The organism is Bacteroidota bacterium (assembly GCA_016718825.1).
Lineage (GTDB): Bacteria > Bacteroidota > Bacteroidia > J057 > JADKCL01 > JADKCL01.
The window spans coordinates 81,480-107,036 of sequence record JADKCL010000014.1 but is presented as its reverse complement, the minus strand read 5'-3'; the positions used below and the strand labels follow the sequence as shown (position 1 = coordinate 107,036).

At 49.0% G+C, this 25,557-nt stretch carries 29 protein-coding genes; 13 read left to right on the top strand and 16 right to left on the bottom strand.

Annotated elements, in window-relative coordinates; all coding sequences use genetic code 11:
• Positions 1 to 21 precede the first annotated feature (21 nt).
• From IPN95_17205 to IPN95_17185, 5 genes are all read right to left on the bottom strand, one after another.
• A complete protein-coding gene (locus IPN95_17205) occupies positions 22 to 183 on the bottom strand; it encodes a hypothetical protein (GenBank protein ID MBK9451107.1) in 162 nt (53 codons plus the stop codon).
• On the bottom strand, positions 180 to 521 hold the full coding sequence (locus IPN95_17200; protein ID MBK9451106.1) for a hypothetical protein: 342 nt from the start codon (positions 519 to 521) through the stop codon (positions 180 to 182). Before IPN95_17200 ends, IPN95_17205 begins: the two co-directional genes overlap by 4 nt.
• 22 nt (positions 522 to 543) lie before the next feature.
• Positions 544 to 1,515 carry a hypothetical protein gene (locus IPN95_17195; protein ID MBK9451105.1) on the bottom strand — a complete coding sequence of 324 codons (972 nt, stop codon included), beginning with the start codon at positions 1,513 to 1,515 and terminating at the stop codon, positions 544 to 546.
• A gap of 525 nt (positions 1,516 to 2,040) precedes the next feature.
• Positions 2,041 to 2,490 carry a GreA/GreB family elongation factor gene (locus IPN95_17190; protein MBK9451104.1) on the bottom strand — a complete coding sequence of 150 codons (450 nt, stop codon included), beginning with the start codon at positions 2,488 to 2,490 and terminating at the stop codon, positions 2,041 to 2,043.
• Positions 2,491 to 2,555: 65 nt separating this feature from the next.
• Positions 2,556 to 3,752 (bottom strand): IS4 family transposase, encoded by a 1,197-nt coding sequence (locus tag IPN95_17185; protein MBK9451103.1) that lies wholly within the window; start codon positions 3,750 to 3,752, stop codon positions 2,556 to 2,558.
• Between the two features lie 664 nt (positions 3,753 to 4,416).
• Here IPN95_17185 and IPN95_17180 point away from each other — a divergent pair.
• Positions 4,417 to 5,604 (top strand): HEAT repeat domain-containing protein, encoded by a 1,188-nt coding sequence (locus IPN95_17180; protein MBK9451102.1) that lies wholly within the window; start codon positions 4,417 to 4,419, stop codon positions 5,602 to 5,604.
• A gap of 302 nt (positions 5,605 to 5,906) precedes the next feature.
• Here IPN95_17180 and IPN95_17175 read toward each other — a convergent pair whose 3' ends face one another.
• From IPN95_17175 to IPN95_17145, 7 genes are all read right to left on the bottom strand, one after another.
• Entirely contained in the window at positions 5,907 to 6,065 is a 159-nt protein-coding gene (locus IPN95_17175; protein ID MBK9451101.1) for a hypothetical protein, read from the bottom strand.
• Positions 6,066 to 6,083: 18 nt separating this feature from the next.
• Positions 6,084 to 6,293 (bottom strand): immunity 22 family protein, encoded by a 210-nt coding sequence (locus IPN95_17170; GenBank protein ID MBK9451100.1) that lies wholly within the window; start codon positions 6,291 to 6,293, stop codon positions 6,084 to 6,086.
• 31 nt (positions 6,294 to 6,324) lie between these two features.
• Positions 6,325 to 7,671 (bottom strand): short-chain dehydrogenase, encoded by a 1,347-nt coding sequence (locus tag IPN95_17165; GenBank protein ID MBK9451099.1) that lies wholly within the window; start codon positions 7,669 to 7,671, stop codon positions 6,325 to 6,327.
• Between the two features lie 105 nt (positions 7,672 to 7,776).
• The gene (locus IPN95_17160; GenBank protein MBK9451098.1) at positions 7,777 to 8,115 is read right to left on the bottom strand and encodes a hypothetical protein; all 339 of its coding nucleotides are present in this window, start codon (positions 8,113 to 8,115) and stop codon (positions 7,777 to 7,779) included.
• Between the two features lie 373 nt (positions 8,116 to 8,488).
• On the bottom strand, positions 8,489 to 9,526 hold the full coding sequence (locus tag IPN95_17155; protein MBK9451097.1) for a hypothetical protein: 1,038 nt from the start codon (positions 9,524 to 9,526) through the stop codon (positions 8,489 to 8,491).
• Entirely contained in the window at positions 9,520 to 9,864 is a 345-nt protein-coding gene (locus tag IPN95_17150) for a hypothetical protein (protein MBK9451096.1), read from the bottom strand. The genes IPN95_17155 and IPN95_17150 overlap by 7 nt, the downstream gene beginning before the upstream one ends.
• A gap of 87 nt (positions 9,865 to 9,951) precedes the next feature.
• Positions 9,952 to 10,776, bottom strand: a complete 825-nt coding sequence (locus IPN95_17145; GenBank protein MBK9451095.1) for a hypothetical protein — start codon at positions 10,774 to 10,776, stop codon at positions 9,952 to 9,954.
• Positions 10,777 to 12,012: 1,236 nt separating this feature from the next.
• On the opposite strand from IPN95_17145, the gene IPN95_17140 reads away from it, so the two are divergent.
• The 12 genes from IPN95_17140 (at position 12,013) to IPN95_17085 (ending at position 22,891) form a co-directional block, all read left to right on the top strand.
• Positions 12,013 to 12,156 (top strand): hypothetical protein, encoded by a 144-nt coding sequence (locus tag IPN95_17140; GenBank protein MBK9451094.1) that lies wholly within the window; start codon positions 12,013 to 12,015, stop codon positions 12,154 to 12,156.
• The gene (locus IPN95_17135; GenBank protein ID MBK9451093.1) at positions 12,153 to 12,500 is read left to right on the top strand and encodes a hypothetical protein; all 348 of its coding nucleotides are present in this window, start codon (positions 12,153 to 12,155) and stop codon (positions 12,498 to 12,500) included. The genes IPN95_17140 and IPN95_17135 overlap by 4 nt, the downstream gene beginning before the upstream one ends.
• Positions 12,442 to 13,380 carry a hypothetical protein gene (locus IPN95_17130; GenBank protein MBK9451092.1) on the top strand — a complete coding sequence of 313 codons (939 nt, stop codon included), beginning with the start codon at positions 12,442 to 12,444 and terminating at the stop codon, positions 13,378 to 13,380. Before IPN95_17135 ends, IPN95_17130 begins: the two co-directional genes overlap by 59 nt.
• A gap of 11 nt (positions 13,381 to 13,391) precedes the next feature.
• Entirely contained in the window at positions 13,392 to 14,252 is an 861-nt protein-coding gene (locus tag IPN95_17125) for a toll/interleukin-1 receptor domain-containing protein (GenBank protein MBK9451091.1), read from the top strand.
• 281 nt (positions 14,253 to 14,533) lie between these two features.
• Complete coding sequence (locus IPN95_17120; GenBank protein ID MBK9451090.1) at positions 14,534 to 14,860, top strand: hypothetical protein; 327 nt, start codon at positions 14,534 to 14,536, stop codon at positions 14,858 to 14,860.
• A 158-nt stretch (positions 14,861 to 15,018) separates the two neighbouring features.
• Entirely contained in the window at positions 15,019 to 16,539 is a 1,521-nt protein-coding gene (locus IPN95_17115) for a transposase (GenBank protein ID MBK9451089.1), read from the top strand.
• Between the two features lie 173 nt (positions 16,540 to 16,712).
• Positions 16,713 to 16,907, top strand: a complete 195-nt coding sequence (locus tag IPN95_17110; protein ID MBK9451088.1) for a hypothetical protein — start codon at positions 16,713 to 16,715, stop codon at positions 16,905 to 16,907.
• A 10-nt stretch (positions 16,908 to 16,917) separates the two neighbouring features.
• Complete coding sequence (locus IPN95_17105; GenBank protein MBK9451087.1) at positions 16,918 to 18,315, top strand: hypothetical protein; 1,398 nt, start codon at positions 16,918 to 16,920, stop codon at positions 18,313 to 18,315.
• A complete protein-coding gene (locus IPN95_17100) occupies positions 18,297 to 18,719 on the top strand; it encodes a hypothetical protein (protein MBK9451086.1) in 423 nt (140 codons plus the stop codon). The genes IPN95_17105 and IPN95_17100 overlap by 19 nt, the downstream gene beginning before the upstream one ends.
• Positions 18,716 to 19,723, top strand: a complete 1,008-nt coding sequence (locus tag IPN95_17095) for a hypothetical protein (protein MBK9451085.1) — start codon at positions 18,716 to 18,718, stop codon at positions 19,721 to 19,723. Before IPN95_17100 ends, IPN95_17095 begins: the two co-directional genes overlap by 4 nt.
• A 3-nt stretch (positions 19,724 to 19,726) precedes the next feature.
• The gene (locus IPN95_17090) at positions 19,727 to 21,523 is read left to right on the top strand and encodes a DUF262 domain-containing protein (protein ID MBK9451084.1); all 1,797 of its coding nucleotides are present in this window, start codon (positions 19,727 to 19,729) and stop codon (positions 21,521 to 21,523) included.
• Between the two features lie 414 nt (positions 21,524 to 21,937).
• Positions 21,938 to 22,891 carry a hypothetical protein gene (locus IPN95_17085; protein MBK9451083.1) on the top strand — a complete coding sequence of 318 codons (954 nt, stop codon included), beginning with the start codon at positions 21,938 to 21,940 and terminating at the stop codon, positions 22,889 to 22,891.
• Here the strand turns inward: IPN95_17085 and IPN95_17080 are convergent.
• The 4 genes from IPN95_17080 to IPN95_17065 all read right to left on the bottom strand — a co-directional run bounded on the left by IPN95_17080 (position 22,790) and on the right by IPN95_17065 (position 25,416).
• Positions 22,790 to 23,146, bottom strand: coding sequence for a hypothetical protein (locus tag IPN95_17080; protein ID MBK9451082.1), 357 nt, complete (start codon positions 23,144 to 23,146; stop codon positions 22,790 to 22,792). The two genes, IPN95_17085 and IPN95_17080, sit on opposite strands and share 102 nt — an antisense overlap.
• A 30-nt stretch (positions 23,147 to 23,176) precedes the next feature.
• Positions 23,177 to 23,470 (bottom strand): barstar family protein, encoded by a 294-nt coding sequence (locus tag IPN95_17075; protein MBK9451081.1) that lies wholly within the window; start codon positions 23,468 to 23,470, stop codon positions 23,177 to 23,179.
• Positions 23,471 to 23,638: 168 nt separating this feature from the next.
• Positions 23,639 to 24,046 (bottom strand): hypothetical protein, encoded by a 408-nt coding sequence (locus tag IPN95_17070; GenBank protein MBK9451080.1) that lies wholly within the window; start codon positions 24,044 to 24,046, stop codon positions 23,639 to 23,641.
• Positions 24,047 to 24,765: 719 nt separating this feature from the next.
• Positions 24,766 to 25,416: an immunity 49 family protein gene (locus tag IPN95_17065; protein MBK9451079.1), complete on the bottom strand. Its 651-nt coding sequence runs from the start codon at positions 25,414 to 25,416 to the stop codon at positions 24,766 to 24,768.
• Positions 25,417 to 25,557 lie beyond the last annotated feature (141 nt).

Below are 25,557 nucleotides of genomic sequence, written 5' to 3'. Positions count from 1 at the left end.
CGAATTGCTGCCCCTTTCCGCTTAAACCGCTGCCGTGGCGGCCTTTTTTCTGCGTTTGATGCCGGCCCGAATGACCAAAACAAGCGCAATCAGAATGGCAAGATCCGCCAAAACCACGATGAAATAACTTTGCCCGCGCACGTCGTTGCCGATCACGGCCGAACGGCTTGGCTTGTCTTTCATATAACAGATTTCCACCTCGGCGCCGAGGCGCGACCGGCTGTAAATCGAATACGTGACTTCCTCTTTTCCTTGAAGGTATTGTCACCAACCTTGTATTCGTAGGTCATGTGGTAGGTCTCACGCGACTTTTTGGATCCGCCACCTGCTGCGTGGATGTCGGTCACAATGCCCATCGTTGGGACGCAATCCAGACTTTTGGGATCGGCGCTCATCAATCCGCCAAAAAACGTGGTGTAGTTCCAGTAAACGAGCAGCAGCACAGCCGCGAGGCCGATGCCACCCAGGACGAGCATTCGTTTGCCTTTGCTCCAGGTTTTGGTTTCTGTTGTCGTACTCATAGATTCTTTTCTTGATAATGAATTAATTGTCAGCGCCAAACACGCGCCAGAAGCCTTCAATGTTCGCAATGTAGCGTCCCGGCTGAAATTCGCCCATGCCGACCAAAATCAATTTGCGCGCGCCGGGGACTTCGTCCTTACGCCAATAGAAATAGAGCATCAAATCATCGTCGCCGACATAGGTGTCAAATTCGGTTACCGGATAGGCATAACCCATCTTTTCCATGATCTGATGAAAAGCTTCCTTCCCAAGAATGCCGATCAGCTTCTCAAACGGCTGCGGAATGATCTCCGAGAACGAAAATGCCCATTCGGGTTTGCCCATCGGCACTTGGATGAGCATGGAATAGTCGTTGGGTTCCCTTCCGTCGAAGGCATTGCTGCGGCGAACAAGGTCGATGGGTTCCACTTTGGCGGGTTCACGGTTGAGTAAATCGAGTGGGGGTACATACGTGCCGACCTCGGTGAGAAGCAAAACAAGGCGCAGCCCGTCTTCGTAGCCGGTGAGCATTTTCACGCGGTAGTTGAAGATGCGGGTGAACATCATGCCTTCGCCGGTGAAGCCATTTCCGGTCCAAATCGATTCGCAGCGGCTCAGAAAGTCCATTTCATCCCATTCGGGGAGGTAGGTGGATTGCAGGAACCAATCGCTGGCAATAGGAACCTGGGAGGCGCGGTCGGATGCGGTTGCGGCAGGATTCCATTTGCGACGGGCCTCGGAACCCGCATATTCGCAGAGCTTGCGCAGGCTGTCGAGCCATGTGGCGAGGGACGTGCAGCCGGCAGCCTTGGCCGCCTCGACATGCGCGGTCGTCACACGATCAGGATCGATGCCACTGGTTTCCAATTCGATGCGGAAGAAACGGCGTTTGGCCGAACTCGTGGCAAGCGACTCAATGTCTTGCTTTTTGAGCAAGGCCAACATGGAAGCGGCGCGGCCGTCGAGGTATTTGAGGGAATCGGGTGAAGTCACTTTCTTGATGCCTTTAAACAAGGAGCAAGTTAATGAAAATTCATCAGGGGAAGGGGGGGAAGTTAGCAATGAGCAGTTAGCAGTTAGCAGTTTGAGTTGGGAAGTTTGTGGTTGAGTGAGTTGGTGCATTGCATCTTTTGCGAATCCTTGCGCCCTTGCATTTAGATTGGCCGAATTCAACGCAAAGGGCGCTAAGGTCAGCGGGCGCGGAGGTTTGGGTTTTGCAACCATTCACGACGTCGCCTTAGCAAGCCCAAAACTGCTAACTGCTACTTTCTAACTGCTAACTGTTCAAAACTGCTAACTGCTACTTTCTAACTGCTAACTGTTCAAAACTGCTAACTGTTCAAAACTGCTATGTGCTACTTTCTAACTGCTAAACTACACGCCGCCATCTACTTCCATTTTGAATTCAGGCCACGAAGGCACAAAGGCACAAAGAAGAATGAGCTTGGCTTGGTGTCTTCGTGCCTTCGTGGCAAAATTTTGGGGGAGGGGCACCAATTTGATGGGAGAGATGTTTTTGCATGCTTCGAGTATAGCGTTTCATTCGTTGGTGCGAATGACGATTTCGCGGCCCTGGAATTGGAGTTTGTCGCCGGATTTTTTGCCTTTGAGGGCTTTGCCGATGGGCGAATCGAGGGAAATGGCATAACAAATTTGCCCTTCGAAGGGAACCTTGCCCAGGCCGATGGCGACGAAATAGGATTCTTTGTCCGTTGTGACAAGGCTACCAAATTCGACGGCATCTGCCGTGTGATGCAGATCGACGCGGGCCAAGGTCTGCAATTGCAGGTCGATCTTGTCGCGCTGATCGGCCATCTTCTGGAGTTCGATTTGCACCATCGCGCGGCCGGTTTCGTACTTGTCGCCCGCGGTGCTTTTGGTTTCATTGCCCAAGGATGCCTGCGTCGTGCTGAGGGCAAGCTGCGCCTCCGCCAGATTTTGCTGGAGCAGTGCTTGGATCGTGGCGATGATGTTTTGTTTTCGAGTCAAGAGGAGGGGAATGGAGAATTGAGAATGGAGAATTGAGAATTGAGAATCAATGTCGTTAAGTTAAGCTACATTACCTTGTAAGCTTGAGCCGGAGGCTGCTTTATTTTGTGTTTTCTTGGGTTTTTTCTACCCTTTCTTACGATCTCTGTGGTCTTCAAGGCGATCCGGTCAAAGGCTTCAATTGCTTCCTTTACGAGCCCTTTTATGAAAATCGCTGTCACCGAAGTGAGGAATGAGCCCATATTGGAGCTCCTGTTGAGCTTGCGTGGATGCTTGCGCTCCTTTTCCTCTTCGTTGCGCAGTTGCTCTTCGATGGGGAATGCCACGACTGCAAACATGTTCATTGCGAAGACCTTGGCGTGAAAGTCCTGTCGCACCGCGATCGCAGTCTTACCTGTGAACGCTTCGATCCCGATTCTTTCCTTGAGCAACTTGAAAGCCTCCTCTACACCCCACCTGCAGTGATAGAGTTCGGCGAACATCTCGTGTGGGTATCGTTGGGCATCGGCCAGCGTTGTACATAGGTACTCCTTTTGCCCGTTGTCCAAAGTCACGCACACGATTCTGAAAACCAGCTCCTTGTCCACGATTTCGCCGAGGTGCCTCAATGCCTGCCGCGCTTTGCCGCCCAGCTTGTAACGAACGATGCCCTCCTGCTGGCCAGTGGCTTCGAATTCCTTGACCGTGCGCCACCAGTGCTCATTCATGCGTACGCAGAATTGCACGCCCTTAGACACGAGTTCGAAAAACAGCCTTATGCTTGGGTAGCCCCTGTCCATCAGGAGAAAGTCTCCCTGCTTCACGTTCTCCAGGTGCTTGTAAGCCAATGTCTTCTCTCCGACACTCAGCGGTTCGATCTGCGCGTCAAGCACAGTAAGGTTGAGCACGTCATATAGGAAAGAGCATTGCGCCTGGATGCGTTGTGCGTCTGCATTTGGCCCGTAGCCCACTTCGCCGAAAGCTTCCAACGTGCTTTTATGCCGAGGCAAGTTCAATCGTGAGCCGTCGATGGCCAGCATGCGCATGTTGTCGAAGGTGAGATAAGCCTGCTCGCCATAAAACGAGTCGTGCAGCGTCTGGCTCAGCTCTGTGAAAACCTCAGGGTCGAGGCTCTTCCTCGCCTGGGAGAACGCCGACTTACTCACTGCCCGGATGGAGAAGTCGCCGCTGGAGATTGCTCGATAGAACTCGTCCAGCTCACGTTGGATGGCCCGTTTGGTCGCCATAATGATGAATAGAACTAAATTCTTGAATGTCAGCAATCTATCTCGGGAGGCAACCCCCGAAAAACCGTCTTTGTAACGGGCTTTAAACGCTTTTTCATCAAGTTTTCCTTTTATTTTGTCAAATGAATCTACTCGCTTTTCTTGAGACAGAGTCCGCCCAACGACAGCCCCTATATACCCCTTAAAAATAGCGAGATCCCAGACGCCAATTTTGTCGGCTTATCCCCAGATTTTTCAACTAATGCCTTAACTTAACGACATTGAATTGAGAATGGAGAAACCCGAAGGGTTCAGCGAAGCTAATGGAAAATGGAAAAACAATGTTGCGAAGGTAGGGATTTTTGGTCTGGGCGGGTGAGGAAGGAATCTAACTTGGGTGCTGGGGAATCATTTTTGCGTTTCGGTGTCGCCCCGCTGGGGCAGGGTGGTTCTGTTAACCGCTTGATCCGTTCCCAAGAGTTTAGGTCAAGAGGGGATTATTTGGGGAATTAGAGGGGTTTTGGAACGGATGGGGATGGGAAACATCAGCAATCTATCAGCAATTTACCACGGATCAGTAGGCAAATACTGTGGGAGTAGCGACCAAAAGAACACCGCGGTGAACTCAACTGCAAAGTCAGGAAGGACAAGCCTTGGAATCTGTTGCTTGGGCATTCGGAAGTCGTGGTTTGCATGTAAATTGGCCTTTGAAAACTCGGAAATGGAAGACCCAACCAGCATTGTCGTGCCCATCATCATGGGATTTGGCTTGAGCATGATGCTGCAGATGTTCTTGTTCGAATGGCTGTTCAGGGATGCGCAGAGCGCGAGCTATCGCATTTTGGGCAGGGCAGGGGTCCGCAGATGGGACCGTGTGCCCTTTGGTTTGCAATTTTTTCTGCCCATGTTGAGATGGCGCCTCGAGGTTGGGATCGGCTTGATTTTGTTGCCTGCAATTATCATTTTGACGTTTGCCAATGCGGGATGGACATTTTTTGCCGTACCCAGTCTGATCCTGGGGATAGGGCTGATCATCTTGTTTTTCCGTATTGAATCCGAAAACTATTTCGAACCGCTTGCCATCGAACTCGCAAGGATCGCCGCGGCGCGCATCAGTCGCATGGTCGATCACGAAGCCGCCGTTTCTGCATTGGCTGCCTTTGCCGCAGAAGACAATGTCGAATTCCAGGTGATTGCAGCAAAATATTTGGGGCGAATCGGATCCGAATCCGCTGTTGCCGAGCTACATCGGCTCGCAGAAAGTGAAAATGAAGCCGTTCGGAAGGCTGTCCAAGGTGCGCTCGAAGAATGTGAGGCCATGCATTCGCGGAAATTCGGGAATAATCTGAAAGGACTGCCGCAATTGTTGACGACCTATCGCCAATTCCAACGTCCTGTTTATTCCAAGGCGCACGACAAACACATGATGGACGGCAAGACTTTGGCTAGCTTGGAAGAACAAATCGACTTGCTTTTGCTCCCCCAAATGCCGCACAAACGGATGTTCCCGGCCGTCTATTGCCCCCGCTGCAAAAGCCGCCCGCTTGCACAGGCCCAAAGCGGTTGGTGGTGGCTGACCTGCAAAGTTTGCGGGGAGGCATCGACCCTTTTTGGCGAGGTGCAACGTGCAGTCGGGCAAATTGGCGGCTCCACACAGGCAAGGACGGAAGCGGGAGAATATGCCTTCAACATCTGGGACGACAAAAACAAAACCGCAATTCGCGCAGAAATTGATGTCCTTGAAATCGTCGGCGGCAGTGCCATTGATTACGATTGGGCAGTGAGTAGCGTCGTCGCGATGATCGGAAAACATTTTCCGGAGCGTATGGGAAAGGTGGAAATTCGTTTGCAAAATGGGGCTGTTTTGGAGGCGAATAGTTTGGCGATGTTGAAGTCAATTGGGAAATGAGGAATTAGAAATGAGAAATGAGAAATGAGAAATGAGAAATGAGAATTGACAAATGAACAATGAAGCTAATTGATAATCAATGTTTTCAGATGGGCCAGCTGAGAAAGTATGGTAGATCAGCGAAATGTAACCATTTCATTCGTCCGTCAGCTCGGCCCGGGCCGCTGGCGAACGCTCATCCCTGACGTTTCTACCATACTTCACCCCCGCAGCGGCGGGGGGATTCGTTTTGTGTTGCCCTCCGGGCCAAGGTGGAATTGTGCATCGATTTCGGTTCCTTGGAACCCCTTCGAAGGAACGCATCAAAAGATTATTTTCCCGAGGTAGGCCATGTTGATCCCGGGCTGTTGGATCGCTTTGGGGGTGCGGATCGGGTCATATTCCTTGTCCATAAATGCCATGATCAGTGTATTGACCTCCGTGATGCCTTGGGCCTGGATTCGCTTTTCGAATTCATCCATCCAGAGTTTGGCCCAGGACTAGCGCTCGAATTTTTCTCGAATGGTCGCGCCTTCGGCTTCGAATCCTGCCTCTACCAAGTCGTGGTTGAGCCAAGTCAGCGATTGACTCGCAGCGAATTTTGACACGGGTTGCGTCGTGGATGCCCGGTATTTTTCGGCGTAGAATGCGTCAAACAATTCCTTGTTGTCAAATGTTCCTGCCCAGAAATGTGTCGTTGCATTTTCCATATCGCGTTAGGTTTTGAATTGAATTTCCTCCCTAATCATTCCACCAATCTTTGGCCTTTTGCCAGAGGCTTTTGCTTTCTTCTTCGACGCCTTCTACGACTTCTGTGCCGACTTCCAAACCGACTTTGGTGAGGGTGTCGCTGTCGGTGTAGCGGTCAATGTTTTGGATCGTGGTTTTCAAATTGTCGACGGTGCTGAATATTTCATCCGTATGCGGGACATTGTGCTCCTTCATCAGCGCTTGCCAATCGACGTCCTTGAGTTTTGCCAACATATAGGTGACCACAATCTTGCCCATAAACACGTTGTCATAGACCTTGTTGAGGGCCTTTCCGGCTTCGCGGTCGTCAAGGTAGCTGATGGTTTCGGTGATGGATTCGCGTTCGTCTTCGGAGAGCAAGGGGCTGGCCCTGAGCTTTTTCAGCGCGACGATGGCCTTCTCATGTTCTTCGCGTTTCATGTAGAGATAGGCTTCGACCACCCAAACCAATTCGTTGTCGAGTCCCACCTCCTTGGCATCCGCAATAAAATGCTCGAAATCGTCCAAGGCACGTTCCTCGTCGATCTCGCGTTCCATCATCGTGCGGTCAAAACCCCGCATCAGATAATTGAATCCGCGGAACGCAATATGGGCCTTGACGGTCGAGAGTTTGTCGAGGTCGAAGGTCTCCTGCATAAATGGCAGCGGCAATTTTGCATGAGCAGTCAGCCATTCAATATTCGTCGAAAGTGCCTCCTGCGAAATGTAATAAAAACCGGCCTGGAAAAAGATGAAACCACGGTAAAATTGCAGCAGGGTTTTGGCTTCGCCGTCGGGCAGGAATTGCGGTTCGGTCTCCGCGCATTCGTAGAGGGCAATCGAACGGCCCAAGTCCTTGCTCAGCATCACCAAGCCGCTTAAAGCTGCATGTTCGACATTTTGGTAGAGCAATTTTTCGTCTTTGTTCAGCCGAAAGGCTGCTTCCTCCGGGCCTGCATGGTAGCTGAGAATCAAGGCTTCGGTCACCGTCGGGAAAACATCTTCGTCAGTTTCGAATACGAAGTCCCTGAAATTCAGGTAGTCGGTGTAGAGCCCAATGTAGTCGGATACGCCAAGTTCGGCATAGCCCACGCGGTCGGCCTTGAGCAGGCGCGCATACAAAGGCGAAGCCACCGCCAAAAATTCGCGGGTCTTGGGATCCTCGGAACCCGGCATACTCGCCGAACGCAAAATCAACTTGCAAAACTTGTAGGAGAGCACCTTGTGGCTGTTGAGGTGGTCCACGAGTTCGGCGCGGTCGCGTGCGAGCAGCTCAGCGTCAGTGAGTTCGCGGCCACATGCGGGGGCGAGGAGCAGGAGAAGGCAAAGGAGGAAAAACTGTGGAATCGCTCTTTTCATCGTTTCATGCGGTGATTGCCAACATATCGGACAAACCGTAGGTGCAAATTGGGAATTTTAATGGAAGGAATGGACAACATCCAAAGAAAACGGAAGGGCTGCCTGTTATTGCTTGAGTTTAGACAACAACCTTCCAATTTGTTCCTGCTCGAAGCCGGAATTGTTGGCATGGTGGCGCTGTATTTCGGCCACAATCGCCTTCTTGGGATTCCATCGGAAATCCAATTCGAGCATCGCGATCGCGGCGGCGGCTCCGACGGATGCATCCGCGTCGGTAAGCATTTGGACGAGCAGCTTTTTGCTGTGGACATGCTTCAAGCTTCGGAGTAAATCTGCGAGGTGCCGCTTTCCAAAGACCTCCAAATCAGCCCATCGCACTTCCAATTTTTTCCAATCCTGCGGAATGAGCGCCTTCAGTTTTCCAAATACTTTGGGCCGCTCCACACTCCGCCCAAACCTCGGGAGCGTATTCGTGATTCACGTCTGCCAACACCTGTTCGAGCAGCGGCAGGTACCTTGGCCTTGGGCGGTGATATTTTGCCGCCATTTCCTGGAAATATTGCGCGCATTCTGGGCGATCTTCTGCGTAAATTTCTGCAAGAAAACGATAGGCAGCCACTGCATTGCGCTGTGCACAATTGAAATGGTACATCAGCCTGTCCCTTTGTGCCGCTGGAATTTGATGGAAGTGGGTAATCATCGATGAACATAATATTTCTGCCTCCGCAAGGTTTCCCTTTTTCAAAAACGCTGTGATCAATATGGTATTGATTTCACCAATTCGGGATTCTGATTGACTCCAAAATTTGTGCATTTGTCAAAATTGTTTGGGATATTGCGCCAACGTTGCCAATATCTCGTCGGTATCGCCAATTTCATGCAAGTGCTTCAAATACAGGTACCAAGGAAAGCGGTGCAGGAAGCCGTCGCCTGCGTGAGCAATGGCCAATGGCAAAAGCCGACGTGCATCGTCGAATCTTTTTTGAGAGACGGTGGTGCGGAAGGCATGGACCCAAAAGTGGTGGTTTTCCAGGTTGAGAAACTGCGGAAATGGATGCGTTGTCAGCTGATAAGGCGCCATAACCGATTTCCATTCCTCAATGCTGCCTTCCAATACAAATTGTAGCATACGGTCAGCCCAATTTTTCCAACGCAAGGGTCCGAACTTATCGGGAATTCGCTCAAAACCTTTTTTCAAGATCTCCTTTGCCAATTCTTTCCTCCCTGAATCGAGTGCCGCATTAAAATAGGTTTCCCAAAATTTAGAGATGATTTCAACGGAGAACAACGGCAGTTGGACGCGGTCTTCGATGGATTGGAGTTTCTGAATGGTCCCTGCATAATTTTTGCCAGCGAAATCCAATTCGGCCTTTTTGAGCGTCAGCTGGGTCGCATTGAAAAAATCCTGTGAGGGCATGGCTGCAATTTGCCGTTCAAAGCCACGTCGCCTTTTGTGGCTGCAGCGTATTTCCTTGAGTCGAATCAACAGCGTCTCCGGCAACTGCCGAATGTTCGTTCCATCCAACACAAGGGTATCCACTTCCGGAAAATCCAAGCAAATCGGCGGCAATTCCTCCAAACCGGTATGGGACAAATCGAGGATATTGTCTTTGATATATTGCGCTACAAATGCCTTTTTGTTGAATCCAACGTCTTCGGATTCCAGCAAAACCCGCATCGCGCGATGGTGCAATTGATGCTTTGGAAGCCTTGAATCGATGAAAATGTTTTTGTCGATGGCGTCCACATGTTGCAGCAGAAACAGCGTCAAGTCGGTAAACTCCAACCAAGTATCGGATGCCTGCCAACATTCGACGAGGCGATTCAGGTCCGCAATTCCGTCGGCGATCAGCATGTCAAAAAAGTCATTTCCACGAAAGATAAAATGCCTTCGTCCATAGGGTAAATCAAGTCCCGCCAAATACCGTTTGATGGTTTGGAAGATGCGGTCAGGGAGTGCTTGGCTGAGCAAGTTGTCGGCAAACTCCCTGCGCGTTCGTTGGAAAGCGAGCTCGATTGACCCCAAGTTTGAAGGTAAAGGTGGTAAACATCTATCAAGACCTCAAGCGGCATACCGCCGGCCTTGATCATCTCAAATGCCAGGTCTCGATTGGCACCGCTGTCTGAGCGTAACAATCGGGCAATGTTTCTGCGCATCGCCTTGGCGGCATCTGTGTTTTCTTGGAGGTACATGGAGAGGTGAAGATAGGGCTAAACGGTTTACATCGAAGCTTTTTCGTGATCAATGATGTGTTGCGCGTAGGATCACGCTTCCCCGACCTAATCTACAAACATCAGAAAGTCCAGGAGTTGCAGCAATTTAGCCTGCGTCATGACGACGGGTTCCTTTACCCAATCCACCGAGATTGTCCAAGATCTTGTGTCGGCTGCATCTTCGCTTGGTTCATGGGCATTGGGCTGACATTCAATCCCTTTTCCTCCGAATCCTTGTCCTTTTCGAATGCATTCCATCGTCAGGTTGTAGGGCGGAATCATTTGTTCCATGTACAAGTACAGCCAATTCAGGGCTTCCAAAGCGGGGTCGATGATCCGCGTATAGCGCACGACGCCGCTTTCAATGATCCCGCATCGGATATCTTGAAATTGCCGGAATTGCAGGGGAAGGCCCAATTCGCGAAAACATTGACGCAATTCTTCGGGAGTCAGGCTTGTTTCGACTGCCGAAAGCGGAGGATCCTGAGATTCAAGGTGGTGTTTGACAGCGATCTCGGTAATTGCTTTCCAGACGGGATGGGGCACAATGGTCAATTCTTCGCAGGTCAGAAAAGAAAATACATAAAATGGCCCGCGATACGGTTGCTGCGGTCGGGAAAGATAGGCTGCGATGCTTGGATCGTCTTCGGTGGGCGTCAAGTGGGCTTCTGAATACGCCATTACAGAATAATTGAGGGCCTGCGTATTGACACCGATCGCAAGTGAGGCAAGCTTCTGATGCACCCATGCTTCAGTGAGGTTGCGGAATCTGCAATCCAGGTACACTTGCAAGGCGCAGCAATCTGCAGCATCCACCCACATTCCAAATCGCTCGCCGATGGCCGTTTTGGCAAACTTCCACCCTGAAATTTCGATTTGATTCGCCTCCATCGTGTTGCGTCTTATTCCCTCTTCGATTGAAATGCAATTTTGCGGGAAGTTAAGGTTTTGTGGTGGATGAAAGGCTTTTTCGCGCGAAGGCGAGCATTGGAGCATTCAGGTTTCCTGCCGCTCGCAGCGTTGATGGGGACCAATTCAGCTTTCCACCGAAAGCGACGGAAACGCATTCATTGAACCGAACCAATCACCGTCCAGTCCCAAGCAGCAATGGAGGAGCCTACTTCCGCTCCCGAATCCCGCAAAACAAAATATGCTTATCGGGACCTTTGGGCAACACGATCGTATGTCGGCCACCAGAAAATGCGCTATTCCGGGACGGGAATCAATTGATCGGTTACTGCTAATCTTACCGACAGGCATTTTTCCCCACCTGCGCGCAAAAAAACGCTTCATCTGCACCCTTCGGAATCCTCCATCCACCCACAAATATCCTGAAAACCCGAATTCGACCCGCAAACTACCATGCTGATGCACAACAGATCCCCGCAAATGCGTGTGAAGTTCCCCGCCGAAACGCAACAACCCGAACGTCCACGTTCGACAACCAGTGCGTCCACGTTTGACAACCAGTGCGTCCACGTTTGACAATCAGTGCGTCCACGTTTGACAACCAATGCGTCCACGTTTGACAACCAGTGCGTCCACGTTTGACAACCAGTGCGTCCACGTTCGACAACCAGTGCGTCCACGTTTGACAACCAGTGCGTCCACGTTCGACAACCAGTGCGTCCACGTTTGACAACCAGGGCGTCCACGTTTGACAACCTGAGCGTCCATGGTCGACAACCAGTGCGTCCACGTTTGACAACCTGGGCGTCGATGGTCGACAACATGAGAATCCATGGTCGACAACATGAGAATTCATGTTCGGCAACATGTAAAATCCAAGGAAGGAACCTCTTGCGTGATGCAAAGTAGGCGAAAATGGTCTCCAATCGCCGGAAACGCTGTTTTTGAAGCTTTTTGGAGCGAAGTTTTGGGGGCTTTGACGATTGGATGGCGGCGCTTGAAGTTTGGATTTTCGTGAGCACGGGAGGGAGCAGCGGAGCTGCCGGCCCCCAAAAACCTTCAACCGCGACCGACCATTAGCGTCGTCGGCGCTCACACCGCATGCTGGGTAGCGCCGACGACGCCGCAAAATTTCCCGCACGAATTCCAAGAAATCTGCTATAACTTAGCAGGAATTCACCATGTAGTGTGATTCTGTAAATTCTTTATTTCAAGCACATGAAGAAACGTATCATCCGGCATACTCTCAACGAGATTTCCTTCTCGGAGGACCTCGACTCACTGAGGGAGTCGTTGGTGTTGGAGTTGTATGGCTTGACTGCGGAGGAGATTTTGGTTGTGGAGGGGGGAGGCCAGCAATGAGAAAGTTATACAATTATCTATCTGGGGTTCTTTGCGATGGCGGCGACTGGCTTGCATTCCTAGATGACATGGGAGAATGGAAGCCAAAACGATGGTTTGGTGTTGTCCTCCGCATTCTTGCAATTGGCCTGTGCTTCGTAGCAGTTGGATGGCTATTTGGCTTGATCATCATAGGCGAGTCTGAATCCGGCGAGGGAACGGGTTTCGGCAACTTTGGACCTGTAGGCGATTATTTTGGGGGCATCATGGCACCGTTTATCGGCTTGATTGGGGCTTTTCTGACGTTTGCTGCGTTTTTATATCCAGTACCAAACCAATGTCTCCCAAAATGCTCGGCTGGATAAGCAGGAAAAGGACCTTGAGGAGCAAAAGGAACGGCAGCGAATAGACCGATTTGAGCAGCGTTTTTGGGACATGCTTAGAATTCATAGGGAGAATGCTGGCACCTTGAAAACGAAAGCAAAGCCATTTGAATATTCATCAAACCAACATATTCCAAATTGGGGGGTTGAGAAAGAGTTTACCCAGAACGAAATCGTCAAGTTGTACACCACCGAATTTGAGCTAATCTTCAAACTTCACCAACTTTTATCTGACAAGAAAATTATTCTAATTGACCTACCATTTGAAATTGCTGGAGAAGCTTCTGACAAGGTCTTTATGGGAGCTGCGCTCGAAATACGACAGGCAAAGGAGGCACTTTCCTCTCCAATTGAGGGTCTGATGAATCCGAAGGAAGAATACAATTACAATGACTGTTTACTGGATATTGTGAATCGACAATTCCAGCCAAGTGTCGGAAATAAATTTCTAAAAGAGTTTGAAGAGATTTATAACAAAATACCAGGTGCCTACAACATTCCGCGAGTACTTGGCGGGTATTCTAGTCAGCTCAGTAAATACTTTAGACACGCCTATCAAATGATCGGAGAGTTGGATTCATTCATTTCTCCAGCGTTTGGCGATGAGGAAAAAAAACGATTTGCCAAGATTTTTAGAGCTCAACTAACTGACGAGGAGCAGCGGATGTTTTACTACAACAGTCTTGGCACTGCTGGTAAAGATTGGTGGACAAAGGGCTACATTACCAAATACCAACTCATTAAAAATGTTGACCTTAGTCAAATACCCAAGGAGATAAGTCCTGTACTACTTCTTAATGACTATTTGAACAATCCTGGTGATGCTGTTTTGCATGACCATCTTGATAGGTATCTTTCTTAAATAATTTGCACATGGTAACTGAAGCAATTGACCTTACTGGATACGATGATTGGCAGTTGGAGCTGCTCGATAAGTTGCGGATTAAAATGTTGCGATTTGCAGGACCCGCATCCATGTTCTTTGCCTTGCCAATGACACAAGAAGAAATCCCTTCAGAATTACATGGCTATTTGGATAGTTTAGCTGCGGAGGTCTTACCCTACTTCTGCAATGAAGCGTCACCTACAAATAGTTTACCTGGGCCATTCTATCACCTAAAGCCCGTTTTACACCACAACACCTTTTCCGAAATCAAAAAGCTTCAACTCGAGGCAGATGCCCAGAGAGCAGCAACCCAAGAGTCAAATGATTTAAAAGCTATGAGCACGAAACCAATTTTCATTAGCCACGCATCTAAGGATGAGGCCATCGTTGACCATTTTGTAGATTCATTTCTTTGCTTAGGTTTAGAGGTGACGCACAAAGACATTTTTTGCAGTACACTGGAAGGGATGAAAATCATCACTGGTGACGAGTGGAGGCACAGTATTCTTGATGCGCTAAAGGGCTGCAAAGTAGTTTTTGCGTTGATCAGCCCAAACTATTTAGCCAGTGAAATGTGCCTTGTTGAGCTTGGTGCCGCATGGGCATTGCCAGATATCACCGTACTCCCTGTGATCATTCCACCGTTAGAACCTGGCAAAAGCACAGTACTATTGAATCCAAATCAGTCAATGCGAATCGATCATGCTGGAAATCTTGACCAATTGCGGGTGGACGCTTGCAAAGCCTTGAATATAGAGGAAAATGTACATGTTGGTCGTTGGAACAAAAAAAAGGACCAGTTTTTAACCAGAGTGAAGGAACTATTAGAGCTTTCAGGAAAAAAGTAGACGGAGCACCCGCAGCCGCAAAGGAGGGGGAGACACATGAAATACCAACAGGTATTGAGCGTAAAGGGACTTTTGTTAAAGGTCTTCATCAAAGTACTTTGCTTAATTTTCCTCGCCCCGGCAGTCCATCAACTACCGAGCTAGTTTGGGGAACCTCAAATTAATCTGTCCTACTGGTATTTCCGTTCGTTTTAACGAAGAACAAGACCGCATTCAATTCATGCTTATTTTCAAAAATGGGCTGATTGAAATGCCGATCGTGAAAGAAATTCCCTGTCTGGGTGCAGCCTGAAAATACAAACAAGACAAGTCTTTTGTTCAAATTGGTCAGTTCGCCTTTGAAGCAGGGGAGGGCGGAACAAATTGTACTGGCCTTCAGGACCAAATTTGAAGAGCGAAATTGGATCAAACTATTGGTAATTCAATACCATCCGCCGGCCATGATAGATGGCTGGAAAAGGGCTGAGAACTGGGAAGTCATCAATAAGTTGGAAGGGTACGCTCCTGCTGAAATTGTTGACGGTAAATTTATTTTCTTTGCACAGGGCGAAGCAGAAATGGAGCGTAAATTTCTTTGGAATGGTGATAAATTTGTGAATGCACTATGAGCCCCCTGTCAATCAATTGCCCATTGACCTCAAAGAAAGTGCAGAAAATTTGGTAAGGTAAATCTAAATTACTCAAGTTTCGCACCCTCAAATTATGCCATTTGAGGACTGATTGTGCATAATAAAAAAGTGGTGTTTTATAGGCTAATTGATTAACTTTGAGGCTCTTACAACTTAAAGTCCAAATCAGTCCAAAAACACCACTTATCAAAGATACACTCAACATCTCAGAAATCAAATCCCTGACCAAGGATGCACAGGCGCCTGTGGCGGGCATCATCGGATTCATGGATGGCAAAAGGGTCAAATCTACCTTGAAGCCCCTCAGTGCGCTCAAATCTCAGGGATTCGAGGCAGCCGGCGTACTCAAGTTGCTGATTTTGATGCCTTTGCTCGGGATCTTCAATATCCATTCCTTCCTTGAGTCCTCATTCGCCTCTCTGAGTCTGGCCAAGAAGGACACGTTTTACCGCCTGCTCAACAACCCGCTGGTCGATTGGCGCAAGCTCTACTTCGGCTTCGTCAAGCATTTCCTCTCCGGTTCGCAGGCATTAGGATCTGCTTCGCCTTCTAGTCCTAGATGTTGGGTGGTGGATGACACGATCGGAGAGAAGACTGGTCGCCGGATCGAGGGTGTGGGCATGCTATTTGACCATGTGATCCACCGTTACGTGCTCGGCTTCAAGTACCTTGTGGTGGGGTTTTGGGACGGAACGAGTTTCATTCCCGTTGACTTCTCGGTGCACAGGGAACGTGGCAAGGACAAGAAAAGGCCGTTCGGGCTGCGCTTGAAGGACTTCAGGAGGCAGTTTGCCAAGACCCGGCCCGACTGGTCCCCTGGCAAGTCCCGCATCGCAGAACTGGACACTGACAAGATCTCCGCAACAATAAAGATGATCAAGCGGGCGGGCAAACACGGTATCGTTGCGGATTACCTGCTAGTCGACAGCTGGTTCGTGTGCGATGAGCTGGTCAAGTTCGTGGCGCAGTCCAAAATGGTCGGGCACCTTGTGGGGCAGTGCAAGAACGACAAGCGCAAGTACTTGTACAAGGGACTGGAATACTCGGGAGCAGCGTTGAAGAAGCTCCTTGGGGCCAAATGGACACGGTGCCGCACACTCAAGATGCAGTACATCCAAGTGGACGTGGCCTACAAGGGCACCCCGTTGAGGCTCTTCTTCACCCGCCGCCACGGCAACACGAGCGAGCGCCTGCTGCTGACCACGGACCAAAGCCTGTCCTTCACCAAGGCCTTCGATATCTATGCAATCAGATGGACGATAGAAGTTTACTTCAAGGAGTCAAAGCAGCTTCTGGGCTTGGGGAACTGCCAGTCCAGGGACTTCGACGCGCAAATCGCCGCTGTGACCATCTGCATGATGCAGTACCTGACCCTGGCCCACCAAAAACGCATCGGGAGCTATCATACCATCGGAGGACTCTTCAGGGAGTGCGCACAACGGGCCACCAAGGCGCTACTGAACCAACGCATCCTGGGGCTCATGAGGCAGCTTCTGCAGGAAATCGAGCAGGTCTTCAGCATCGACCTCGACGAAACCATGGAAAGGCTACTCAGCGACGACCGGTTCAACAGCAGGCTGACAACCATCCTGTCCGCACTGACCTGCGACGACCATCCCGACAACTGGGAAAACACAATATACGATAAGGTGGCCTGACGATTTTTTCTGGAACCTTGAAATCATCGCTCAAATCCAAATTTCAAGGGCTGTACCTCAAAATCGTGATTCAGGAAGTGGTGCGAAACTTGAGTAAATTACAAATGGAATGTCAACATCGGGTTTACGTCGTCCGCCAAGGTAGAAAACCCATTCAATAACTTTTCACCCAAATGGAACTCCAAAAATACTTCGCCAATCAACAACTCATTGAACCCTTGCCTGCGTGGGTGCAATCCGATGAGATTGCCATGAAGGCCGCAGTCTCTCCTGCCGACCCGCGGGCTCTTGAATCCGAGATCGACGTGTTGGTGTATGGGTTGTTTGGCTTGACGGCGGAGGAGATTTTGGTTGTGAAGGGGAGATAAACATTAAGGTATGACACTTGACTATTTATACATACACGACTTTCGCGGGTTGAAGAACCTGCAACTCAACTTCCTTCCAGGAAAACGGTTTACATTTGATTGGCTAGAATCACGACTAACGGTTGAAGATCAAGAATGGTACGACATTGAAAATCTCTTTGGGGAGGGTATTGCAAATATCAATGCAATCATTGGAGATAACCGAGTCGGGAAGACGACCTTGCTTAACTTCATTCTGGAGTGGATAGGGAATGTCAACGAGAACATGGTCCTTGTATCTGGCAACCATATTCTACAGCGCGGATATGGTGACTTATCGGTGTCCGGGTTAAGTGGCGTCTCGAATGAAAGATTTTCCCGTATAGATATGGCTAATGACAAGTCATTCCATGCGATTTGGAATGATCAGAGGCGAATTGCTTTCATATCAAACACAGTCTACCAACGTGATTTGCGTGCATCAAGCAACCACGGTCGACTTGATTTCTCAACCCGAAGCCTCTTGCGGCAAGATCATCGATTGTATTCCAAAAGCCCACTAATCGATCAATTAAAGGCTCATCAGTACGGTGATCTGCGTCGACAGATAGATTTTCTTGATTGGGCCCGTACCAATAACGTTCGATTGCCATTTCAGCCCAAGGCTATGGCAATGATCGGCTTGCATTTCAATCCGTTTGCTTCGAGAAAAGAATTCGATCAAGAAGATGGGAAGGAGAATCCATTGATTTGGTGTACAAAACGCATGGAAAGATGCATCTCCGAGGGCAAAACGGAAACTAAATGGCGTATTTCAGGTGACATGACCGAATGGAAAGAGGCTATGGCAGCTAGAGTATTTCGACATTTGATTCATATAGGTGTCCACCCGCTTGGAGGAAGGTGGAAAGCACCTGATCCCAATTTGTCAATGATTGATGCATATAGGACGGCTATAAAGTCGTTGAGAGACGAAATCAGGGTCGGTGAAGAATACATCAAGTATGATCAATTACCGTATTTAAAATTTATCGAATTGATTGATGCCGTTGAAGAGAACCAAGCCATCGGCTGGTATGAGCGCCTAGGTAACCGAAATTTAGCATCTGACTTCCTGAACGCAAGAGATGTATTTCAATGCCAAATCGCCTTGGAAGTATTTTCGAAATTTCTTCCGTATTACATTGAGGCGCTCAAAGGTAACGTAATGTTTGAAATTACTTGGGGCCTAAGTGGTGGAGAATGGGCCCTTTTAAATATCCTTTCCCGAATTTTTGCTGCATATCCGCAAGCCATTTACGGTAATATCCTATCCAATGATGATCTTGAAGAAGAGAGTGCAGAAGAGAAGGTAGCACCACCCTTTCCAATCATCCTGTTGGATGAGCCGTGTTTGCATTTTCATCCCGAGTGGCAGCGGATCTTGTGAAAAACTTGGTAGAGCTCGTTCCCCAAATCATCAGCGGGACAAAGTCCCAGATTATCTTCTCGACACATAGTCCCCTTACAGTGGCAGACCTACCCATGGAGCATGTCCAAATTCTTAAAATCTCCGCAGAAGATGAAATTTCAGTATTGACGCCAACTCAAGATTTCAACACCTTTGGAGGCGATCCATTTACCCTCTATCGCAAAGCCTTTGGGATCCAGGACACTTATTTCAGTGGATTCGCCAGAGAGAAGATGGAGGAATTCTTTGCCCCAATCATTGAAGGACGAGCCTTCTCCACAGAAGAGGAAGACAAAATGCGGAAGTTTGCAAGGATGGTAGGTGATGAGGCGGTCCGGTACAAGCTTTTACAGTTGATCGATGAAAAACGGCAGGTAGAATGATTAAGTTCGATAAAGGAAAGGATGGCAAGTCCTATTCCAAAATTGCCAAGGAATTCCAACAGAAGCTACGGAATTCATCCTCTAAGAAAACACCCTATAACCTTATCCCAGAGCTTTTGGCCATGCCATCGGGTCTCAGCGACAAGGAAAAGAATTTTCTATCCTATTTCGTGGAAAATGACTTTGCGAACCTTGATCAGTTGATTACCCTCCGGCCAGACCAATTTGATTCAAAGCATCAGGAAATATTAATGATCGCCGCTTCCCTCAATGTACAACAACTTGATGGAAAGAGTGATGCCTCCAAGAGGTGGAAGAAAGCATTAGAGACCATCTTCGGCTATAAATCTTTCAACCAAATAATTGGGAGGAAGTGGTTCTTGGATGAACTAGACTTCAAAACGTGCCCATATTGCAACATCAACCTTTTTGCAGAGGTATCCAATAAAACATCCTCAACAACGAAGCTTATCCTCTTTGAGATTGACCACTTCTATAAAAAAAGTACCCATCCATGGTTTTCGATGTCGTTTTTCAACCTTGTCCCAAGTTGCCTCGTCTGCAACCAACGTCTCAAGGGTAATGCAAATGTTGGATATTCCACGCACCTGCATCCTTATGCCGATAGTTTTCACCAGTTGGCAGAGTTTGACACAGTCCCAGATTCAAGGTTATTTCTGCCGCAGGTTGAAAGGATTGACCTCCTCTGTATTACGGAGGCTCACTTGGAACGCACAAAGAAAACGATTCGTCTATATCGTCTCGAAGAGCTCTATCAATATTATATCCATGAAGCAGAGCAGGTTCATGAAGAATTTGCGCAAATGGCCCAAAGCAGATCACGAAAGGACCCGATTCTACCTGGCATCAAAAATTCGATCATTACAGACCATGACTTGTCTGAAATTAGAAGACGACATCGCATTCCAGCGAATGAATCCGAGATTGGAAAATTTTCTCTCGGGAAATTGAGATTTGATCTTTACCAAAAGCTAATACCCTGATCCATGGAACTCCAAAAATACTCCGTCAACCAACAGCTGATCGAAACCGTGCTTGCCTGGGTGCAATCCGGTGAGATTGCCATCCCTGAGATTCAGCGGCCTTTTGTTTGGAACACCACCAAGGTGCGTGACCTGATGGATTCGCTGTACCAAGGTTTTCCGGTGGGTTACCTTGTTGCTTGGCGCAATCCGAACATTCGGCTCAAGGATGGGAGCACGTCGGCAGGCAAAAAGATCCTGATCGACGGGCAGCAGCGGGTCACGGCCCTGCGCGCGGCGATCCTCGGCGAATATGTGGTGAACAAGGACTATCAACGGGTCAAGATCAAGATTGCATTCAACCCCGTGCATGAGAAGTTTGAGGTGGCCAATCCGGCAATCCTGAAAAACAAGGAGTGGATCCCTGACATTTCGGAGGTTTTGGCTGGGCGTGCGACGGCATTTTCCTTCACAAGTGCCTACCTCGCAGCCAATCCCGAGGTCAATCAGGAGCGGGTGGTCAAGGCTTTGGAAAACCTCTTTGCATTCGCCAAGAAACAAATCGGCCTTATCGAGTTGGCGGCAGACCTCGACATCGAGACGGTGACGGAGATTTTTATTCGCATCAATTCGCAGGGGGTCGTGCTCAGCCAAGCGGATTTTGCCATGTCCAAGATCGCAGCCAACAAGGAATACGGCGGCCAAGACCTGCGCAAGGCCATCGACTACTTCTGTCATTTGGCCGTCGCCCCGGAGTTTTTCCAAGTGATGCAAGACAACGACTCCGAGTTTGCGAAGACAGACTATTTCAAGAAGATGACTTGGCTGCGCAACGAAAACGACGACCTCTATGACCCCGACTACGTGGACGTGCTGCGGGTGGCCTTTGGACTGGAGTTTGGCCGTGCAAAGCTATCCGACCTCGTGAGCCTGCTCTCGGGAAGGAATTTTGAAACCCGGACGTTTGAAGACGAGATTGCCGAGCGTTCATTTGCCAGCCTGCGTCAAGGGGTGATGACCTTCATGAATGAAATCGAATTCAAGCGGTTCACGATGATCATTCGCTCGGCGGGATTTGTAGATGGCAAGATGGTGCGCAGCAAAAATGCCATGAACTTTGCCTACATGCTCTATCTGATCTTGCGGCGCAAAGGAGAAAATCCGGCATTGATTGAAAAGTATGTGCGGCGCTGGTTTGTGATGATGTTGCTCACGGGTAGGTCCTCGGGTTCCTTTGAGTCGCAGTTCAATTCAGACATTCAGCAATTGACAGAAAAGGACTTTGGTGACTTCCTCGCAGAGACCGAATCGGCAGTCTTGTCGGATGCATTCTGGGATGTGGCCCTGGTGCAAAGTCTGGAATCGAATGGGCTTGCGGGTCCGTACTTTCAGGTGTACCTTGCAGCGCAGGCCAAGGCCATGGACAAGGGCTTCCTCAGTGCGGACATCACGGTGGGCGACCTCATACAGCAACGCGGCGACATCCACCATTTCTTCCCCAAGGGTTACCTGATGAAATTTGGTTTGACAAAAGGCAAATACAATCAGATCGCCAACTACGTGATCATGCAGCAGGAGATCAACATCAAGCTGGGCAACAAGCCACCCAAGGATTACTTCGAAGTCTTGCACCGCCAAATCGACCAACAATCCCGCGACTTCGGGGGCATCCTGACGACGGCCGACCTGCTCACCAACCTGGAAATGAATTGCCTCCCCCCAATCGGAATGGAAGGCACCGTAGAAAACTACGAAGCCTTCTTGGAACAAAGACGCAAGCTCATGGCGGCAAAGATTCGGGATTATTATTTTCGGTTGTAGGGTGGTGGCGGCAAGCCGCCCAATCATGCCCCCGCGCCAAGGCGCGGAAATTCGGGGAGGACCCCCGCGACCGGAGGCTCACACCTCCGGCTACCGATAGACGGCCCATTCTGGGCGAGCAAAGAAAACGAAACGTCCAACCTTTTTCGACTAAGCTGACTCAATTTCACAACCAGCGTGATCTTACAACCACAAAATTCTCAATTACCGGTTACTTTAGTTGCCGGCAACCAAAACCCTCAACCACTGCCACCGACACGGTCAGGATTCAACGCTCCATTTTGGATTTGTTGTTGCCGGTGAATGACGTTCAATAAAGCACCGTGCATTTGGCCAAGAGCTTGCCTAAGTTTGCGTTATGAGAAATCAACAGGAGATATGAAAAGCGACAATACCAGATTTGGGTTAACCCCCATGAAGCACCTTCTTATCGGCTGTATTTGCCTGTGGGCCTTGGTTTCTCTGGGTTGCAAGGATCATACTGTGTTTGACAATGTGCCGACGGAGTCGCACCGGAAAATTCCGGGTACGCGCATTAGCATCATCCCGCCGGTTGGATTCTGGCTTTCCCGTTCGTTTGTGGGCTTCGCACATGATACCTCGAAATCGGCCATCAAGGTTGAATTTTGGGACGGTCCCTTTGCTTTTTGGGACAGCATCGGCATCGACGAAAACTATATCAACAAGTACCTGGATCCCGTTGGCAAGGAGAAAGTCACGGTAAATGGCTTGGATGGGTATTGGACGGAATCTTCCGTGGAGGACAGCCGGGAAGGAAAAGCCGTACAGTATGCCCTCTATTTTGGAGACGAATATTCGACCATCATCTTAAGCGCCACCTGCGATCCTCCTTGTTCGGAAAGTTTGGCAGAAGCCTTGAAAACTGCCCTCCAAACGGTGGTGTATGACCCGCAAGGCGATTTGGACATGGAGGAAGCCATGCCTTTTGAAATTACGCTCGACAACACTTCGTTTTACCTTCAGCGCACCTTTCCCCGAAGCTTGCATTATGTTGAAGAAGCGATCACGGAAGAGGATGTCCAAGACAGCAGCACCCTTGAAATCACCGCATTCCGATTCCAGGTTCCAATGAAAAAACGACAGGATTTTGTGATGGATGAAAATCAAGCGATTGAATTCCAAGGCATGGAGATTACTTCCTTGCCAGCCATCGAAGTGGACAGTCTTCAAGCCTTCCCGGTCATCATCGAAGGCGTAGACGGCATTCAGGGAGACTCGGCAAACGTCTATCAATTGTGGCTGTTTTCAGTGGAAGGTTACTATTTGTTCGAGGCAAAAACCAAGGGGCATTTTGCGGAGAACCTGAAGTTGTTTCAACAAATCGGGGCGACGTTTGACCGGAAGTAGGGTATTGGAATGCAAGGCGGCCAAGTCTAACTTGGCGTAAAGTTCGTAGGCCTGCTTGGCGGTGTCGGGATCAAACTTGGGATCGCGGACCGATTTGGTGAAGCCGTCGAAGTCCTGCCCACGCACGGGCAAGGTGGTGATGTCGCCGTTGTAGGGCTTGCCATCGGCGGTCATGAAGCCCTGATGCTGCGAAAAGCCCATTCCTGAGCCCAGCAACATCACCCACAAGGTCCAAATCCAGATTCGCAGTGCCATCTTGCTAATGGAATGGAAAATATTGAAGAATTAACCATCAGGCATGATGGTGAAGAAGAACCCCTTTTGTCTACCCGATTCCTTCAGTGCAAAATCTTGAAAAATGCTGACTAGGCGGTCATAGTCTTCACCTAAGACAGCCTTTGAGTGTCGGGCATTGCTCCAGATAACTTGAAGGGGGCGCGGAAGCTCGGTGGACAGGAAATCACGAAGTGCATAGATATTTGCACCATAGTATTCGCCAAAATCGAATACCCGCCTTGCCTCCTCATGAAAATCGGCCAAGCTGTTGATCTTGAGTCCTTCTAGCCGGTAAATATCCATCTACACGATATTCTAATGTTTAAAGATTCGTGGCCATTGATGCACTTGAGGCGGTTTCAGTTTAGATGAATTGCATATTGCACGATTTCCACATGTATTCACAACTGTAAATCCTTCGTGAAAACTACAACAGAATCTTTGAAATCGCTCAGAAAGTGTACTCGAATTTTATTCGAGCTTTGCCAACTGATCCGCAATTGCGGCAAGATGGTTAGGGTCCAAGGTGGTATTGGTCTTCTGAGCCTCTAGGTATGTCCGGAAAAAGGCAATCACAATCTCTTTGAAATCAGAAATTTCCATTACAAGGTCTCCAAATTCGTGATTGAAAAGGTAAACCTGATGCTCATTCAAAAAAATCCCATTCTCTTCATCTTCCCAATCAAGCTCTGATTGGAATCTAACACCAGATTTTTCAGTGTTGCAACCTTTGCCAATTGTAATCGATTTCAGAAAATCAAGGTAACGAGCGGGTCTTGCCTCAAAAAGGAAACACTCCAGAACCAAAAACGGCTCCGGTAACTCGATGCTTACTCCACATGCGATGTTTCTCCTGTCAGCGTAAACCTTGAATTCCATTGCAATAAGAAAAAATGATGGGTCAATATACTACTTGAGATGAGAGTAAGACTAAATTAGTTTGATTTATACAGCCTAGTAAAAAGTGCTGATGGATCTGCTTCGAAGTCCTCGATCAACTTGATGACTGCTCGAATGTTCTCATCTTCCAAAAGGACGAACTCATGAGAACCAGTACCAACCTTCCATCGACATTGTGTTCTCACGTCATTCTGGTTGTCCTCCATTGGGATAATGGCCCAATCCTGCGTATTGATCGGTTGTCTTTCAAAGAATAGTTTCCGGTATGTGGCTTTATGGCTATTTAGATAGAATGCATCGAATAAACACCATGCATTTTGCAGGGCATCCTCCTCGTCAGCCGATTCTGAACTAGGTTTGATCCCAATTCGCCAATGATTTCGTGAGCATTCTACCCTAATGGGCAAGACACCAAGCATCATGTCAAAATGATCAGAAATTGGTGGTTCCATCGACGTAGATACTCTTTGGCTTCAAAGGTGATAGTGATTGAATTTGTCCCATCACAGTAATACCATTGTGGACAACGCTAAACCAAGTCAGGTTTTTCTGACTTTCCGTCGTAAGGCATATCGCTTGGGAGCTGCTCTTGGTTGGGGAGCAATTTAGACATGGCCATGTACGTTGCCGCATCGCCCCGGGCTTCAATTGCGCGGAGTAGCAGAGAGATTGAAAAGATTCCGTTGGCGTCCAGACCATCACTTGATCCCTTCGCCCATATACAACCACCGAGGGATGTACTCACTCTCAACCTCGATGGCAAAGCCGTTGGCGTCCACGGCCATCGTGCATGTGGCGAGGATGCGCATCGACAGCCAACCGGGCGTGGCGAATGCATTGTCTTTGGTGCCGAAGTATTTCTTGTGGCCTTCGAGGGCTGCCACCAGATAGTCGTTGAACTTGGCATTGTCTCCTTCCACAATTGCCTGCATCAAGTCGAGGATGGGGATGCGAACCAATTCAACAAATTTGGTGCGGCCGGGATTGGATTGGGGCTTCATGGCTTCTTCGAATGCATCAATGAGAAGCTTGCCAGTATCCTTGCCGCCGTTGAAGAAATGTGCGAGGAAGCGGTAGTAGCTGAGGTCGTGCGGCGTCGTCCCGTTGTTGGATTCCGCAAATACACTTTCGTCAACGGTCGCCAAAAACTTCAGGCCGGCCATGTCGCGCATGAGCATGCAGGCGTCGTAGGCATCTTCCCAATGGTCGACCGACATGAAGGCGGTTTTGCGTTGGGGGGTGAAGTTGATCGATTTTCCTTCAAGCGCAATCGAAAATTGCTCTATTCCTGCACCATGACGAAAGTTGGAAAGCGCTATCGTTTGATAGAAACGTAGGTCTCTAATCACCGTATCATTGGGGTAGCCTGAACAAATCTCCCTAATTGCTACCTCCCGCAGAACATCGAGCGAGGTACCTAAGACATGTTCAGACGCTAACAGCAACGAGGCCTTGATCGTAGGTATCACCTCTTCTATCGAGCTCTTAAT

Bases quoted from the DNA above. Each gene is read 5' to 3' on its own strand.
- IPN95_17175 (MBK9451101.1), bottom strand. From the start codon at position 6,065: ATGGATGAATTCGAAAAGCGAATCCAGGCCCAAGGCATCACGGAGGTC.
- IPN95_17155 (MBK9451097.1), bottom strand. From the start codon at position 9,526: ATGCTGATCGCCGACGGAATTGCGGACCTGAATCGCCTCGTCGAATGT.
- IPN95_17125 (MBK9451091.1), top strand. From the start codon at position 13,392: ATGGTAACTGAAGCAATTGACCTTACTGGATACGATGATTGGCAGTTG.
- IPN95_17105 (MBK9451087.1), top strand. From the start codon at position 16,918: ATGACACTTGACTATTTATACATACACGACTTTCGCGGGTTGAAGAAC.
- IPN95_17110 (MBK9451088.1), top strand. From the start codon at position 16,713: ATGGAACTCCAAAAATACTTCGCCAATCAACAACTCATTGAACCCTTG.
- IPN95_17165 (MBK9451099.1), bottom strand. From the start codon at position 7,671: ATGAAAAGAGCGATTCCACAGTTTTTCCTCCTTTGCCTTCTCCTGCTC.
- IPN95_17090 (MBK9451084.1), top strand. From the start codon at position 19,727: ATGGAACTCCAAAAATACTCCGTCAACCAACAGCTGATCGAAACCGTG.
- IPN95_17095 (MBK9451085.1), top strand. From the start codon at position 18,716: ATGATTAAGTTCGATAAAGGAAAGGATGGCAAGTCCTATTCCAAAATT.
- IPN95_17080 (MBK9451082.1), bottom strand. From the start codon at position 23,146: ATGGCACTGCGAATCTGGATTTGGACCTTGTGGGTGATGTTGCTGGGC.
- IPN95_17145 (MBK9451095.1), bottom strand. From the start codon at position 10,776: ATGGAGGCGAATCAAATCGAAATTTCAGGGTGGAAGTTTGCCAAAACG.
- IPN95_17170 (MBK9451100.1), bottom strand. From the start codon at position 6,293: ATGGAAAATGCAACGACACATTTCTGGGCAGGAACATTTGACAACAAG.
- IPN95_17135 (MBK9451093.1), top strand. From the start codon at position 12,153: ATGAGAAAGTTATACAATTATCTATCTGGGGTTCTTTGCGATGGCGGC.
- IPN95_17205 (MBK9451107.1), bottom strand. From the start codon at position 183: ATGAAAGACAAGCCAAGCCGTTCGGCCGTGATCGGCAACGACGTGCGC.
- IPN95_17075 (MBK9451081.1), bottom strand. From the start codon at position 23,470: ATGGATATTTACCGGCTAGAAGGACTCAAGATCAACAGCTTGGCCGAT.
- IPN95_17150 (MBK9451096.1), bottom strand. From the start codon at position 9,864: ATGTACCTCCAAGAAAACACAGATGCCGCCAAGGCGATGCGCAGAAAC.
- IPN95_17200 (MBK9451106.1), bottom strand. From the start codon at position 521: ATGAGTACGACAACAGAAACCAAAACCTGGAGCAAAGGCAAACGAATG.
- IPN95_17070 (MBK9451080.1), bottom strand. From the start codon at position 24,046: ATGGAATTCAAGGTTTACGCTGACAGGAGAAACATCGCATGTGGAGTA.
- IPN95_17180 (MBK9451102.1), top strand. From the start codon at position 4,417: ATGGAAGACCCAACCAGCATTGTCGTGCCCATCATCATGGGATTTGGC.
- IPN95_17085 (MBK9451083.1), top strand. From the start codon at position 21,938: ATGAAGCACCTTCTTATCGGCTGTATTTGCCTGTGGGCCTTGGTTTCT.
- IPN95_17140 (MBK9451094.1), top strand. From the start codon at position 12,013: ATGAAGAAACGTATCATCCGGCATACTCTCAACGAGATTTCCTTCTCG.